At 45.3% G+C, this 15,566-nt stretch carries 11 protein-coding genes; 7 read left to right on the top strand and 4 right to left on the bottom strand.

Features of this window, described 5'->3' with window-relative positions:
- Positions 1-35 precede the first annotated feature (35 nt).
- Positions 36-779 (top strand): GDSL-type esterase/lipase family protein, encoded by a 744-nt coding sequence (locus ASG93_RS03780; RefSeq protein ID WP_056828955.1) that lies wholly within the window; start codon positions 36-38, stop codon positions 777-779.
- Positions 780-928: 149 nt separating this feature from the next.
- On the opposite strand, the gene ASG93_RS03785 is transcribed toward ASG93_RS03780, so the two are convergent.
- On the bottom strand, positions 929-2,158 hold the full coding sequence (locus tag ASG93_RS03785; protein ID WP_056828957.1) for a serine hydrolase domain-containing protein: 1,230 nt from the start codon (positions 2,156-2,158) through the stop codon (positions 929-931).
- A 195-nt stretch (positions 2,159-2,353) separates the two neighbouring features.
- Here ASG93_RS03785 and ASG93_RS03790 point away from each other — a divergent pair, with 195 nt between their 5' ends.
- The 4 genes from ASG93_RS03790 to ASG93_RS03805 all read left to right on the top strand — a co-directional run bounded on the left by ASG93_RS03790 (position 2,354) and on the right by ASG93_RS03805 (position 6,953).
- Complete coding sequence (locus ASG93_RS03790; RefSeq protein ID WP_056828958.1) at positions 2,354-2,941, top strand: AAA family ATPase; 588 nt, start codon at positions 2,354-2,356, stop codon at positions 2,939-2,941.
- A 131-nt stretch (positions 2,942-3,072) separates the two neighbouring features.
- Positions 3,073-4,086: a LacI family DNA-binding transcriptional regulator gene (locus ASG93_RS03795; protein WP_056828960.1), complete on the top strand. Its 1,014-nt coding sequence runs from the start codon at positions 3,073-3,075 to the stop codon at positions 4,084-4,086.
- Positions 4,087-4,208: 122 nt separating this feature from the next.
- Positions 4,209-4,691 carry a hypothetical protein gene (locus tag ASG93_RS03800; protein ID WP_321166669.1) on the top strand — a complete coding sequence of 161 codons (483 nt, stop codon included), beginning with the start codon at positions 4,209-4,211 and terminating at the stop codon, positions 4,689-4,691.
- 1,353 nt (positions 4,692-6,044) lie between these two features.
- Positions 6,045-6,953, top strand: coding sequence for an ArsR/SmtB family transcription factor (locus tag ASG93_RS03805; protein ID WP_056828961.1), 909 nt, complete (start codon positions 6,045-6,047; stop codon positions 6,951-6,953).
- Between the two features lie 406 nt (positions 6,954-7,359).
- On the opposite strand, the gene ASG93_RS03815 is transcribed toward ASG93_RS03805, so the two are convergent.
- The 3 genes from ASG93_RS03815 to ASG93_RS03825 all read right to left on the bottom strand — a co-directional run bounded on the left by ASG93_RS03815 (position 7,360) and on the right by ASG93_RS03825 (position 12,091).
- The gene (locus ASG93_RS03815) at positions 7,360-8,541 is read right to left on the bottom strand and encodes an MGDG synthase family glycosyltransferase (RefSeq protein ID WP_056828964.1); all 1,182 of its coding nucleotides are present in this window, start codon (positions 8,539-8,541) and stop codon (positions 7,360-7,362) included.
- The gene (locus tag ASG93_RS03820; RefSeq protein WP_156410774.1) at positions 8,538-9,212 is read right to left on the bottom strand and encodes a phosphatase PAP2 family protein; all 675 of its coding nucleotides are present in this window, start codon (positions 9,210-9,212) and stop codon (positions 8,538-8,540) included. Before ASG93_RS03820 ends, ASG93_RS03815 begins: the two co-directional genes overlap by 4 nt.
- A 203-nt stretch (positions 9,213-9,415) precedes the next feature.
- Entirely contained in the window at positions 9,416-12,091 is a 2,676-nt protein-coding gene (locus tag ASG93_RS03825; RefSeq protein WP_056828966.1) for a YhgE/Pip domain-containing protein, read from the bottom strand.
- 584 nt (positions 12,092-12,675) lie between these two features.
- On the opposite strand from ASG93_RS03825, the gene ASG93_RS03830 reads away from it, so the two are divergent.
- Together ASG93_RS03830 and ASG93_RS03835 are read left to right on the top strand one after the other, a co-directional pair.
- Positions 12,676-13,947, top strand: a complete 1,272-nt coding sequence (locus tag ASG93_RS03830; RefSeq protein ID WP_056828967.1) for an amidohydrolase family protein — start codon at positions 12,676-12,678, stop codon at positions 13,945-13,947.
- A complete protein-coding gene (locus tag ASG93_RS03835; RefSeq protein ID WP_056828969.1) occupies positions 13,947-15,539 on the top strand; it encodes a PucR family transcriptional regulator in 1,593 nt (530 codons plus the stop codon). The genes ASG93_RS03830 and ASG93_RS03835 overlap by 1 nt, the downstream gene beginning before the upstream one ends.
- Positions 15,540-15,566: the final 27 nt, after the last annotated feature.

Below are 15,566 nucleotides of genomic sequence, written 5' to 3' on the forward strand. Positions count from 1 at the left end.
AAATTGAAACGATTATTCGGAAAGTAGGGGATTTTTTGTCCACTAGACAAAGAGTACCATTCATCAGGCCAGGCAACTTTTCATTCCGTGCAGCCGCTGACCAATTGCGTACCGCTTACGATGGCTATAACGAACAAATCCTGTTTCATCATATCGCAGTTGATTTTGTTTTCATCGGTGAATCCATCACACAATTTTGGGATTTACAAGTCTATTTCGGTTCTTCTAGCAAATTCATTATCAACCGCGGGATTTCTGGAGATATAACACCAATTATGCTTCGACGTTTTCCGGCTGATGTTATTCAGTTAAAGCCCAAATATGTTCATATTTTAGGGGGAACGAACAATACATGGAGACTTGATGCTGTAGACGTGTACGAACGAAGAACACCTGAACAAATCAATCATGAAATTATAAGCAATATTACGTCGATGGTTCGATTGTCCAAGAGCAGCGGCATTATGCCGATTGTCGGTTCGAACCTGCCTACTGGCAGAGATATTCCTTGCTTCCCCTTCGAAACGTTGATTCGTTGTCCCAACAACAGTACAAGTGTCCGTAATGAACTACTTGCATTCTCAAACCAAGCTCTAAAACATATGGCGGATTATGAAGGAGTTATCTATGTTGACTATCATGCCAATCTCGTGGGTCCGGACGGTAAAACGTTGCGATCCGAATTGTCGGACGACTCCCTTCATCCAAATGTGCTCGGCTACAACATAATGGCAGATGTTTTAAGCAAAACTTTGTCGAACAAAGGAATTATTATTTAATCAAGGATAAACGACTCCGTCGTCCTTCAGGGACGAGCGCGTTTGTCAAGGTAGATGCGAAGCAAATGTATAAAACTTATACTTTCTTATCTACTTACACAAACAAAAGGAGCTGCCGCAGCAGCTCCTTCATTATTCTATAACCTTTTTTAAACCTCTAATCCCATCTTAAAAGTCCCAATAGCCTGACCCATCCCAGCAAAAGCAACCGAATTCTCTGGAATCGGCTTATCCGATCGAATAGCCCCAACCACATGGTTCAGCAGCAGTTCCGGCATGTCCACATCGGCCGAATGCGCGGTAGCTGCAACGACTACTTGCAGATCAGGAACGACAAATATGCGTCTTCCGCCTGAACCAGATGCATAGAACACTTCATGCTGCTTTTTGCTTCCTCTGACTAGCCCCTGGGCCAAAGGCTTGGACCACCAATAATAGCCGTATCCACCTTGTGTACCATTACTGTAATTGAGGAATATGCGCTTAGTCACCGACTCCCGGATCCATGACTTTGGCATAATGGTCTTGTCTTCCCACTGGCCTTCCTTCAGATACAGATAGCCAATTTTGGCCATGTCTCTTAACGTTAAAGCCATAGCCCAAGCCCCAATCGTGCACCCCCCAGGATCATGATTCCAGTTTACATCTGTTATACCAAGCGGTTCGAATAAGCGGGATTTGGCATAGTCAAGCATGGACTCACCTGTTACCTTGTGCAGTACAGCAGACAGAAGATGCGCATCACCATTGCTATAATTAAATACTGCGCCAGGCTGGTGCTTAGCCGGACATTCCAGCACATATTGCACCCAGTCCGATGAGTACATCATTTCGGTTGAGGATTGTTCATTCTCATTGTTCCATGCTAGCCCCGAGGTCATGTTAAGCAAATGCTTTAACATAATTTTTGACTTCAGCGGATCACTTTCCAGCTCAGGAAAAAAAGTAGCAAGCCTCTGATCCAAACTGATCAGCTTCCGCTCAGACAAGGCAATGCCGATTAATGCGGACGTCACGCTTTTGGTCACGGACTTCACATCTTGCGGCAAGCCAGCTTGGGTACTCTCATTATAAGCTTCAGCAACCAAATGTCCGTTACGAATAACCGCCACACTATGTACCTGCTGGTCGCGAAAAACTTCGAGCATCTTGGCTAGCCCAGCCGAGTTCATCCCTTGCGCCTCTGGCGTTGACGTTTTCCAACCTTGGGTAGGCCAATCATTAGCCCTTTTTTCAGAAATACTATCAGAATTGATGGTCATTTGCGGAATCGATGTGTTCAAAATATGAACTTGTTTATTTTGGGTTCCAGACGCTGATAAAGAAAGGGCTGCTGTTTTATTTCCACTTCCGATAAGTGGTTTATTTTTATTTTTCATCTCTATCTTTCCTTCCAGTATGGTTTTTAGCCCCCTGTGGTATGTATTTTACTTGATAAGTGTGAAGTAATTATGACTTAAACCTTAATAGAACCTTAATATTAGCTGAACATTTGCTGAATTTCATGTGATTTGAGCCCCTTATGTTACAATATTCGTACAAATACCTTAAGGTAACTTTATCGGAGGTTAGGCATGCGAAAACTCATATTCTTCATAGGTCCTGCCGGAGCAGGGAAAACGACTCTCGCCAAGGCCTGGGCACGCAAGCACGGAGGAGCTTTCCTGGATATGGACACGCTGCTCCGACCCGCGGCAGAAACGATCATGACCCTTGCCGGACAAGACCCGAACGACCGTGATTCCCCCACATACAAGACATACTGTCGCGATTTGGGATACCGCATAACAATTGACGCAGCACTTGAGAATCTCGAGCTAGGCTTGGATGCTATTGTTGTCGGACCTTTCACCAAAGAACTAGCAGATCCGTTTTGGCTGGAAAAGGAACTTTCAAACGCTGGTGCTACGATTAACGATGTATGCGTTAGGGCTGTTTTTGTCTATTTACCAAGCGAAAAAGCCTACCAAGAACGTATTCAGGCTAGAGGCTCCGCTTTGGATGTTTGGAAGCTGGACAACTGGAAGCATTTTAGCCAGTCACTCGTTCGCAGGGAAATCAAATGGTTAATAGATCCTTTTTCAATTCTCTATTTCGATAATTCAGGACCGTTTTCATCTGTAAAGCTAGATGAACTTGAGAATTTCATTTTTAGAAGCTAAATGATCCAATTAACAAACATTTACAATATCCATTTGTAAAGTGATTTGTTGATTGACCAAACTTTACAAAAGACTCCTATACTTATAGAATACAAATAGGATTTACATACTTCTCAAGGAGCAATACATAAATGAACTCGAAAACCTCCATGCAAGACATCGCCGATAAGTTGGGCATTTCCAAGAATGCAGTCTCCCTGGCCCTTAATAATAAAGCTGGCGTCAGCGAAGAATTACGCTTTCGTATTTTCGAAGCAGCTAATCAGTTGAACTACCGGACAGATACCAGAACAAAAAAGAAACGCGGGAACCTGCTCGTCTTAATCCCCGAAAACATTCGTAATGATAAAATCTTCTACTACGAAGTGTTCTGGTCTATAGAAAAAAGAGCCAAAGAAAATGGTTACAATGCCATTATCTGCGGTGTTACACAGGAGATGGAGGATCAACTTATCCTACCGGAGCTTTATCATGAAATAGAATTTCAAGGCATATTACTCGTTGGTGTCCTTCACCTTAACTATGTTCGAATGCTCTTTGACTTGGGAATTCCCCTCATTACGGTGGATCATTATTACGATAGTTTGCAGCTTGACGCTGTTGTGACAGCGAATGCCGAAGAGGCTTACAAAATCGTCACCCATCTTATTAACAAAGGTCACAAACTGATCGGTTTTATCGGTGCGATTAGTAAGTCGAAGAGCTTCAAAGAACGCTGGTCCGGGTACCAAAATGCCTTATCTGATGCAGGGCTGGCAATCGATACAAATCACAGTATCGTCAATTCCTCACCACTCGAGGCACTAAATTCCACCCCCGCCCAGTTAGCAGATTATCTCGACACGATGATTTCCATGCCGTCAGCCTGGTTTTGTGCGGATGATCGCATTGCGATCTCCCTCATTCAAATCCTTATTTCCAAAGGTCACAAGGTACCGGGGGATATCTCTGTTGTTGGGTTTGGTGACATTGAAGCGGCACAAATGATCGCTCCTCGCTTAACGACGATCCAAGTCCAGCGGGAACAGCTTGGTTATGAGGCCGTGGATTTTCTCATTCGCAAAATCGATGCCGGAGGAAGCCCTGCGAAGATTTCCATCTACGGAAAACTCATCGAGCGTGATTCTTGTAAAGCGCTGGGATAAGGTAATCTTTTGAATTCCTCTGTCCACCAGAAAATGTTATAATGTCTATTAGTCGAAGAACGTCCTTGAGCCATGTGGCGCAAGGGCGTTTTTTTATTCTTTTATAAGGAGGCGTTTGCCAAATGCCATTTGAACTAGCACATCAATCGTTCATAGAAAAGCATCATGCTCGCAGAAGCGGCGAAAGAAAGGGGCGTTTAATTAGGGGACACAACTATGCGGAAAAGATGCTGCTCCAACAGGTGTGGTGGCCAATATTCGGAAACTTCGACAACTTACACCCGGAATATGAGATCTACGACTGGAATCGCAAGTCGCAATTCCTCGACTTTGCGTTCCTCACCCCATTTGGTCGTTTTGGAATTGAGTGCGACGGGTATCAAAGCCATATCAAAGACATGGACCGCGAGAAATTCAGTTACGCCCTAAACCGAGATACATTCCTCACAGGAATGGGGTGGACAATGATTCATTTCTCCTTCGATGATATCCAAAGCCGTCCCGAGGTATGCCGTATGCTGCTGCAGCTTGTTATTGGACACATCTCCTCCGCAATTTATCAGCCTCTTCTATCTCTCCAGAAGAAAAAGAAGTCCTTAGGTTAGCTGTAAATGCAGGAAAGCCGATTCGCCCCAAAGATATCATCATGCACTGTGATGTGAATTTTCGGACGGCACGTAAATGGCTGTACCTTTTAGTCGAAAAGGGCATCCTGCGCTCGACTACGCGAGGCAAATATGCCTGTTACTATGAGCTGAAGGAGGGCGCTTGGCAGCATTTGCTTTAGTGGCATGGGTTGATGAATAAACAACACAAAGCAGTAATATATAGACTCACCAAGTGTTTGTCTCACTTCAACTACCCGGTCTCTCTGACGGGTATCCACCACCATTTGGGGAGAATTATTATTGAGCATCCACTACTTGCACATGCATCAATCCGGGTAACTTTAGTTAGCATCTAGCAGTTGGACATCCACCACATGTTGGGTACCCGACAATTGAAAATCCCCGTGAACACGATAGACCAAGTTGTATTTTGTGCAACAATATACCTTCCTTACGCCGGAGTAGACTGCTATTGTTGTACTTCGTACAACAATTCGAGCTTAAAACGCCTATTTCTGAGCGATTCACACCAAATTGTTGTACGCAGTACAACAAAAAGCCAATTTGTCCAAAGGAACCGCCGAATTGTTGCACAAAATACAACATTTCGGCGGGTAAGGGATAATCTTTAGTCGGAATGCACCAATTAGAGCATTCGCACCAATCAGGCAACAACCACCACTACTTAGACATGCATCCATTGAGGTAATCATTAGATGGACATGCTCCTATTGGGCAACCATTTAGTCTAATTCATCAATTGAGCAACCAGTAGTCTAACATGTATCAATAGAGCAACTATAGTTGCATCGAGCAGTTGGACATCCACCACATGTTGGGTACCCGACAATTGAAAATCCCCGTGAACACGATAGTCCAAGTTGTATTTTGTGCAACAATATACCTTCCTTACGCCTGATTAGACTGCTATTGTTGTACTTCGTACAACAATTCGAGCTTAAAACGCCTATTTCCGAGCGATTCGCACCAAATTGTTGTACGCGATACAACAATAAGCCAATTTGTCCAAAGAAACCGCCGGATTGTTGCACAAAATACAACAGTTCGGCGGGTAAGGGATAATCTTTAGTCGGACACACGCCATTCAGGGTACTCGAGCAATCGTGCGACAACCACCACTAATTAGACATACAACAATTGGAGCGAGCCGTATTGGAGCGGCCATTAGCCGGGGATCGTAGTTGAGCAAAATAAAGCAGTACCTGCTTAGTTGCACAAAATTCAAATACTGCAATTTAAGGAAACCAGGCATTCAAACACTCTTTTAAACGTTGTTTAATTAACCTGCAAGTTATACAATGAATTAAAACATTAGAATGAGGTTCCACTATGCAAATTGAGGTTTCAACCAAAAATATGTACTTCCTAGAATGTTTCTCCTCGGAGACCCGAGTGAAAATCATTGAGCTCCTAGGTGAAGAACCTTTGAATATCAAACAATTATCACAGCGGTTGGAGATTTCATCTGCCATTGTGACCAAGCATATACAGAAGCTAGAACAAGCCGGAATTGTTATGTCCGAAAGTATGACAGGTGTTCGCGGAACACAGAAAGTATGTTATCTGCAGCTCGAGCAAGCCATGCTTCAGTTCAAGGCAAAGAAACCATATGAACATCCGACGAATACGATTTCAATTCCGGTTGGCCAATACTCATCCTTCGAGGTAAGGCCTACCTGCGGTCTTGCTTCTCCTACGCAAATCATTGGCGTCATTGATGATCCGAGATATTTTGCTGATCCCCAACATGTGCACGCCGGGATCCTCTGGTTCGGTAGCGGCTATGTGGAATATAGAATCCCTAATTTTTTTCACAGCAATCAGAAGCTTCGCTCGATGGAAATCTCTTTTGAAATCTGTTCCGAGGCCCCGGGGTATAACGAGAATTGGCTATCCGATATTTCTTTCTTTATCAATAAGACTCCTCTAGGTCAGTGGACAAGCCCTGGCGATTTTGGAAAACAAAGAGGTGTGCTATCCCCGGATTGGTGGGGAAATGGTTTCACTCAGCACGGTCTTTTGAAAATCATCACTGTCAATCAGCAAGGCTCTTATTTGGACGGAACGAAGATTTCGGACATCACCATCCAAGACTTAGATATTTCTTTCGCAAAAGACATCCATTTTCGAATTGCATCCTTAGAAGACTCCACCAACTGCGGCGGCGTTACTTTGTTCGGCAAGCAATTTGGAAATTACGAGCAAGACATCGTGGTTACGATGCATGAGGACAAGTAGGATCAAATGCTAATGGGCCCCCTTAGTTCGCGGGGCGAAAGGTAGGGTGGCCGGAGTGGTGCCGGCAGTAGGCTTCGACTGGAGGCTCGCCTCGGTACTGACCATATTGTTGGCCTTAGCACCAACCACGGTGAGGCGCGAAGCGCAAGTAGTAGCGGCATTCAATATCGGCCAATTTCCACTGCCCCCCATTTTTATTGACAAAAACAACTTGTCAAGTAAATACTCCTTCCACGGATTTAAATCAGAAAAAACTTCCTACACCCCACATTGACACCAAACTTGACAGCAAAAAGCACCTGTACAATTTGAGCCAAAGTACGGTGCTTTTCGAAGGGGAAAAAGAGGGAGAAAGGGACTCCCGAAACAAAGCTAACTTTACATCCATGGTTGATGGCCCAACTTATCACACATTTGCATAGGCTAGCTGCAGGCCATCAAGTGCAGGGATGAAATGATGGTGAGTATCCAATATCGCATTCAGCGTGTGAAGAGCATCTTGGTTCTGCAGACTAAGCTTGGCATTCTTCTTAAGTTTCACCAGCAAAGACTTGTTGGCGATAACCTCGAGCAGTTGTCTTTTCAGCTCCGCCGCATTCTTCACTTCAATCGCCGCTCCAAGGCCAACAAGAAATGCCGCATTATCCTGCTCTTGTCCAGGTATCGGCTTGTACAGCATCATCGGCAGCTCGAGTGCGAGCGCCTCGGATACGGTAAGTCCTCCCGGCTTCGTCACGATCAGATCGGATAAAGCCATCAGCTCGTGGACATGATCCACGAAGCCTGTTACCATTACGCGATGACGCGTTTTCTCGCCGCCTAGCTCCTCCTCTAGCTGCTGCTTCAGCTTCTCGTTGCGTCCGCATACGAATACAAACTGCACCGGCACCGCCAAATCGTCTGATTGCAGCACAGACTTGAACTGCTTGCCAATCAAGCCATGCCCGCCGCCCATCACCAGCACGGTAGGCATATCACGCTGTAAACCATGCTTATCACGGAGCTCATTACGATCATACGTTTGTGTGAAAGGCCTTCGAATCGGAATACCCGTCACCACAATACGCTGCTCCGGAATCCGGTAACGCAGGAGCGATTGCTTCACATGCTCGGCGCCAACGAGATAACGATCCGTACCGGGATGAACCCAGTAACTATGATCCGTATAATCGGTCATCACTGTCACTGTAGGCACCGTCGTTAGTCCATTACATTTCAAGTACGACATCGCCGCGGCTGCCCCTGGAAAGGTGCACACCACTTCCGTCGGCTCCTCTTCTTGCAGAAGTTCCAGCATCCTATCGGTGCTGAACGATTTCATCTTTTTAAACATATGAGACAATGTATTGTCCTCCCGCGTCTTGCGGTACAAATACCCGTAAACCGAAGGCAGACTTTTCACCCACTGCATATAACAATATTTGCCTACTGAATGCAGGTAAGGATGCGTCCACTCCAGGAAATCAACCACTTTCACATCCACATCCGGTTTATAAAACCGTGCAGCTTCCAGAATTGCTTGCGCCGCTTTATTATGCCCGTCCCCTAGGCTGCCTGTCAGGATTAATAGTTTGTCCCTACGTTTCATCTTCTAAGTCCCCCTTCGAACTTTCGCTGCTGCGTATTCACAGCCACCGATTCTTTCAGCAAACCAATTCTAAAGCGTTCTACGACGTACACGACACCCTCAGAAACTAGCACCGCACCCACTATATCCAGAAGAACATGCTGTTTTACGAGCAGCGTAGATACAATAATGAGCAATGACATGCTCGAAACCATTATTTTATAGTGCCAAGATATAGCTGTTGATTTTAAATAGGCTTTCATCATTAAATACGAAGTTAACACATGTGTACTTGGAAAACAGTTAAACGGTTGATCTGAGCGATACACCCACTGTACCATCCGCAGCAGCCAATCGCTTCCGGTTAGCTCCGGCCGAGGAACAGTGGTCTGATATATAGCATATACCCCATAACACAGGAGCAGACCCATTATGAACTGAAAAAGTGTTTTATAGTACATGCTGCGATCCTTATAAACCAAATATAAGAACCCAACCAACAGAAATCCATACCAAGACAGGTAAGGTATAACAAAGCTCTTCATAAATGGAATTTGCCGATCTAAATCCGTAACTAAGCTGTAAGCCACCCCGTCCGCCTGATTCAGATGAATGTAGATGAGACCCACTAAGGGGATCAACAGCAAGCCGCTGCAAGCCATTACATACGACCACCACGAAGTTTTTTTCACATCAATTCCTCGCTCTCCTTTACGTTATCTATATTATAAAAGAGATCCAAAAAGTTCTTAACGCACCAAGGTACTGTCTTTGGTTAGCCAAAGGTCGCGAAAAAACCTAGACCAAAGTCTAAGTTCTATTTTCGCAAAAAGGAGTAATACACAGAAAAGACCTGTGACTATGCACAAGTCTAAAAAATCATACATAACTTTCTTCAAGAAATCAGCTTCGTCCGCTTCGCCTTCTCCGCAACTCTCTGGGTATAGCCGCTGAGCGGCTTTTTCAGCGCTAGAGCAATGACGTAGCAAATCGCAATGAACAAGCAAAGGAAGAACACATCTCTAAGCACCACAGAGAGCAGCATACCGCCAACCGCCTCCCGCATGATACCTACCGCATAAGTGAACGGTACGAGCGGGTTAAGCTTTTGGAAAAAAGGCGATGCTGTGCTAACCGGAAAAGTACCCCCGGAGCTGGAAAACTGAAGCACAAGGAAGATGATTGCAATGCCTTTGCCTATGTTTCCGAATACGGAGACCAATGTGTACGTGATGGTGATGAACACTTTGCTGATAAGAATCGCAAACAGAATGAACCAAAACTTATCCACAACATATGTACCCAAGAGGTACATATCACCGAGCGTGACGATGATGGCTTGGAGACATCCAACCGTCAGGAAGATGAGCATGCGTCCAAAGTAGATATGGTGCGTCTTCAGCAAGCCGTCCGGGTTATCCACATCCACTCTCATCATCGAAACAAGCAGCATGGCGCCTACCCACAGGGATAGCGTTGTATAAAAGGGCGACATGGCCGACCCATAATTCGGAATAGGAAAACGCCTATCCTCTTTAATTAGTACAGGATTCGCGAGGAAATCGCTTTGCTTCTGAATATCATTTTGCAGCAGTCGCAGAATTTCTTCGATACTGCCCCCGCCTTCTACCTTACGGATTTGATCCGCAGCCTTGCGGACAGCCACCTCAAATGCTGGCAGATCGTTACGTACAAGGTTGGCCGCTAAATGAACGGCACTCTCGACCTCCGGAAATTTCGTCTGGTACAGATCGGATAATTTACGGATTTCATCCTCAGCCGCCGGCAAATCATTGCGCACAAAGTCTGCTGCCTCATGCAGCTTTTGCTCGACTTTAGGAAGATCATTACGAACGAACGGCGCGGCTTCATTAATTGCGTTGGTGAACTCGTTCATTTTGGTCTGAAGGGTTGTTGACGCATCATGCACCTTCGCACGAATAGTCGGCAAATCCTTTTGCAGCATATCAAGCTGAGCTTGCGCGAAATGAATGCCGCTCTGCGCATCCACTAAGATCTCTTTGATATTCGGCAGCTGGGACTGCAGTGTCTGCAGTACAGCAGCTGAGTTTTGGGCGGTAGACTTCAATTGACCCAGTGCTTTAGTGATGTTCGGAACAATTTCTGAATCGTAACGCGACAAGATATTGCCTATTGTGCTGCTCGCCTCTTTGGACAATGTATTCAAATTATCCACAAGGTCTTTCGCCGGCTTTTCCCCGCGCTGAATGGCCGATTGGATCTTACTTAACGTTTGAAGTTGGTTATTGAACTTGGATTTGACACTGTTCAAACGGTCTATGGAATCGGAAAGCAGACCATTCGGTAAGTATGTGTTCAATCGCGTAAACAGATCGACTGTCCGGTCGATGACCGTCACGCCCGCAGTCAGGCGATCCGTGATCAGACCTATAGCAGCCAAAGCTTTCTGCGGGTCAAGATTAGCATCTTGGAGCAAACCAGTAAGCTGAGTTACAGCATCCGCTGTCTGCTGAAGCAAGATCAAATTCTGCTTCACGATGGGGATAAGCGCTTGGAACGCCGCATCATTATTTTGCAGAAAGTTGGCCAATTGGGTTGCAAAAGCACCACCTTGCGCAGCAATGGCCTCCACTTTAGGCAGGGCGTTTAACGCAGCGGTAACAATTTCGTCCGCCTTGCGTGATTTATCAATCGCCGTGTTTAGAGCCTCTTCGACCTTGCCGAAGTTCTGATCCAGCTCTGCGATACGGTCAGCGGCACGTTGGATCTCCGGCAGCTTCTGTTGAATGACCAACACCTCTTGTGCAGCCGCTTCAATCTTTGGCCAACGCTCTTCTATCTTTAGAACTGTATCTCCGGCCCGATCTATTTCGGGAATCCGTTTCTCGAGCTCAACGATTTTCTGCCCCTTCTCCTTGATTTCGGGCAGCTTCTGCTCGATCTCAAGCGCTTTGTCACCCATAGCCGTAATTTCCGGCAAGCGCTTTTCCAACTCAAAGATCCTTGACTCCATATTCCGAATGGTTGGTAACTCTTTCTCCAAATCAATACCGAGCTCTTTCATTCGCGTCAAAATAGACGTGCTCACCGTTTTAATAAAATTTTCGCTGATTTGCGCAGTCACATTGGAAGCGCCTTTGCTCGTAATTTTAGGTGCAACCGCATTGATTTTCTCATTTACCGTATATAAAATCTCCGGCTTTTCCATCGATCCATCCACAATACTCGTTATTTTTCGCGAAAAATCGTCCGGAATGATCAAACTTGCGTAATAATCCCCTCGCTCAACACCGTCCAGAGCCTCCTGCTCGTTCACAAATGTCCAACCCAAGGAATGATTATTTTTCAAATTATCCACAACTTCATTACCGATATTAATAGCTTTCTCTTGGACAACGGCCCCCTGGTCTTTGCTTGTTACAGCAATTTTGATACCAGACGTATTCGCATAGGGATCCCACATGGCCTCTAGATTAATCCAGGCATACACGGACGGTAAAATAGCTAGTGCAATCATAAGAAAAAGACCTGTGGGCACTTTCCACAAGTTCCTAAGATCCGTTAAATAAATGCTCAAAATTTTCTTCATAATACCTCCACAGCTTTCAACGATATGGTTAATATTACCTTCTACCTAAGTTACCATACACCTATTTGCCCTCCCCCCCCCCCCCCCCCCAATGGATCCATCTAAAGGAGTTCTTCTCCGCGTTAGAAAACGTCATGGTTGTGGATAAGTTGTCCTGTGGATATGTGTATAAATTGTCCGATTTATTATACACAGTCTGCTCTGTGGACATGTTGATATTGTGGGTAACTTTGTGGATAAGTTCTAATGGATCAGTATAGAGTCGTAAAAAGAGGGACAAGGAACAGAGGTCAAAGAACAGAGATCAGAGCACAGGTTGAAAGGTGAGGGTGGAAGAAGCAGATTCCCGTTGGAGAGAGCTATTTTAAATCGATGAAAAGAGGGAGGATAAGTGCGGAAGCATCATCAATGTTAGTTATTCCTACATTGAAATTTACAAAATCACAATTTCAATGCCTTTTTTATTAAAATACACAATTATCCTGACATTAAATTGACTCATTTTACATTTCAGACCTATAATTCACTTAACAAAGTCATTTAAATGTTATATTAACTAACACACAAATTAGAGGTGCAGTGGCATGGAACCAGATTTGATCATCCAACGTTTCTCTAATCCTCATTTCAGCACATTCATGGATATCGGCATTAAAGAGGAAAGGATTGTTTTCCTGAGTGAGCATCAACCTGACTCCTTCAGCGGAGGAAACATCATTGAAGCTCATGGACGTGTGCTGCTCCCTGGATTAATAGAACCGCATATCCATTTGGATAAAGCTTTTCTTTTGAATCAAATGAAGGAAGAAGCCCTCACGATACAGCAAGCCATGGCATCAACCTTAGAGCTTAAACGGACGTTCACGAAAGAAGATATCGAGACTCGTTCTGTGCAAGTGATTCGACAAGCGATAGCTCACGGCGTTACACACATGCGTTGTCATGTAGAAATTGACCCGATCGTCGAACTCATCGGCCTCGAAGTCATGTTGCAGCTAAAAAAACGTTATCATGATGCCCTTACCTTACAGATCGTGGCCTTTCCTCAAGAAGGTATTATTAAGCAGCCAGGTACAGAAGAACTACTGAGAAAAGCCTTACAGCTTGGAGCTGATGTGGTCGGCGGCATTACGTATCAAGATCCCAATCTTGAGGAGCATCTAAGCATTATTTTCAAACTAGCCCGTACCTTCAATAAGCCTCTGGATTTACACGTAGATTTCTCCGATGACCCGCAGATGCTGGCGATTCTCACGATTATTCGAATGACACACGAGTACGACATGCAAGGGCGTGTAAGCGTTGGCCACCTCACCTCCCTAGGTTCCCTCCCTTATGAGCAAGCCAAAAAAATCTGCAAGTCAATTGCAGATGCTCATATTCACGTCATGTGTTTGCCGGCGACGGATCTCTATTTGAACGGTCGTGGCGATGATCATCGCCCCCGCCGCGGCTTAACTCCTGTCTCCTTGCTATTAGAGCAAGGCGTTAATGTAATCTTTGGGAGCAATAATATTCAAAATCCTTTCACCCCCTTTGGAACGGCGGATCCTCTGGATACCGGACTGCTTCTCGCACAGACCGCCTATATGGGTTCCAAACAGGATATGGTAACGATTGCCGAAATGGCAACAACTCGCGCCGCTGGGGCCCTTCAGATTGATCATTACGGATTGCATGTTGGCTCATACGCTGATCTTGTCTTATGTGATGCCTTTGACCTTCGGAGTGTTGTCTACGAACGAGCCCCGAGGCTGTACGTATGGAAGAAAGGCAAGCTGGTCGCTACCACTATGAAGCAAACGACCTTTTACCATGAGAATGCGGTTCTTGATGAACGAAAGGCGGGGTCCTGATGCATCTGACTGTTGAAGAAGCGCTAACGATTTACCCGTTATCTCATGCGAAGCTGGTGGCTGGACAGAAAGGCGTATCCCGCATTTTAAGATCCGTCAATGTGATGGATGCTCCCGATGCCGGCGATTGGGTCAAGTCCGGTGAGATGCTGTTTACCACCGCCTTCGCCATGAAAGACCACCTGGAAGTAGCTTTAACGTTACTACGCATGTTAAACGAACGCGGCGGTGCAGGCCTAGGCATCAAAGTAGGCCGCTATTGGTCTCAAATTCCACAGGAATTATTCGATGAAGCAAATCGATTAGATATCCCCATTCTTGAGCTTCCGTATGAATTCACCTTTTCCGATCAGATGGACGCTCTCTTCAACGCCGAACACACCAAAACGACCAAAAAACTGCAAACCATTCTGGAAAAACAAAAACAACTCATGCAGTTTGCACTGCGACATAAGGAATCGTCGGATATTTTCCATATGATTTCGGGGATTTTGGGGCAGCCCATTGCCGTGTTCGGGCATAGTGGAAATGTTCTATTTCATAATACCTCGTGGGCGGAAGACATCCTGCTGCATCAGTGGCCATGGCACAAAAACGTGCAATGGGAAGGCTTCGGAGATACGCGGTGTTTTCGCATTCCTTTGATGGACCCTCAGGGCTGCACGGGCTTTTTCAAAGTGTATCTGAATTCTCCGCTCACGCTCAAAGAAGAAGAAGCCTTATTTTACCAAGCGGCCGAAATATTAACGTATCATCTTGGTTTGGATATTCAACAAGGCAAAGACCCTTCTCGACAGCATGCGCTTAGCCAGGTTTTTACGGACTTCTTCGGAAGAGAGCTCTCCTTTCATGATTTTATGAAAAGCTGCAAGATCTATCACCTAAGCGTGCTTTCCGCCACTTATCAGTGTGTGTTTACAACCGTCGCGCCTGAGCATCCGAATGTCAAAAGACTGTTGAATGAAGTGCGTCAGGAGCTCATTTATCACCCCATCATGCAGCATTATGAGTCAGAACACCTCTATATCGCCGATGGATTGCTTTCGATCTTCGCTTTACCGGAGGAACAGTTGTTCCATAAGAAAGAATTTATCGCTGCCCTTACATCCTGCCTATCTAATTTGACAACAAGAACTTCCGCTTCTAACTTGAATTGCTGGGTTAGTCGAGCCAAGGCTCATCCGGAGCTGGTGTACGACGCCTATAACGAGTGTTTGGAAACTAGCCGTGCGGCCCACAGGCTGCGCATGAACCAAACCGTTTTGCATCATGAATCTATCGAGCTTTTCTCATTGTTCCAGCACCTTTCTAAGGAAGCGATGCGCAGCTACTACAATTACGTTCTGGAGCCCATCTTCGGCAATAACAAACATATTGATCAAGAGCTGGCATTAACGCTCGAGGTGTACCTCGAATATGACGGTTCCATCAATGAAACGAGCCGACTTTTATTCATTCATCGCAATACAGTTTCTTATCGACTTGAGAAAATCGCTGACATCCTGCAGATGGATTTCAAAAAAATGAGTGACGTATTGCGCTTAAAGCTGGCCTTTCTTTTCCGAAACTATTTACAAACTAGCAAGCATTAGCAGCATTGGAAATTAAGATGAAAGGAG

The organism is Paenibacillus sp. Soil787 (assembly GCF_001429545.1).
In the GTDB taxonomy this organism is placed as follows: domain Bacteria; phylum Bacillota; class Bacilli; order Paenibacillales; family NBRC-103111; genus Paenibacillus_E.

Bases quoted from the DNA above. Each gene is read 5' to 3' on its own strand.
- ASG93_RS03785 (WP_056828957.1), bottom strand. From the start codon at position 2,158: ATGAAAAATAAAAATAAACCACTTATCGGAAGTGGAAATAAAACAGCA.
- ASG93_RS03825 (WP_056828966.1), bottom strand. From the start codon at position 12,091: ATGAAGAAAATTTTGAGCATTTATTTAACGGATCTTAGGAACTTGTGG.
- ASG93_RS03795 (WP_056828960.1), top strand. From the start codon at position 3,073: ATGAACTCGAAAACCTCCATGCAAGACATCGCCGATAAGTTGGGCATT.
- ASG93_RS03800 (WP_321166669.1), top strand. From the start codon at position 4,209: ATGCCATTTGAACTAGCACATCAATCGTTCATAGAAAAGCATCATGCT.
- ASG93_RS03815 (WP_056828964.1), bottom strand. From the start codon at position 8,541: ATGAAACGTAGGGACAAACTATTAATCCTGACAGGCAGCCTAGGGGAC.
- ASG93_RS03830 (WP_056828967.1), top strand. From the start codon at position 12,676: ATGGAACCAGATTTGATCATCCAACGTTTCTCTAATCCTCATTTCAGC.
- ASG93_RS03835 (WP_056828969.1), top strand. From the start codon at position 13,947: ATGCATCTGACTGTTGAAGAAGCGCTAACGATTTACCCGTTATCTCAT.
- ASG93_RS03805 (WP_056828961.1), top strand. From the start codon at position 6,045: ATGCAAATTGAGGTTTCAACCAAAAATATGTACTTCCTAGAATGTTTC.
- ASG93_RS03790 (WP_056828958.1), top strand. From the start codon at position 2,354: ATGCGAAAACTCATATTCTTCATAGGTCCTGCCGGAGCAGGGAAAACG.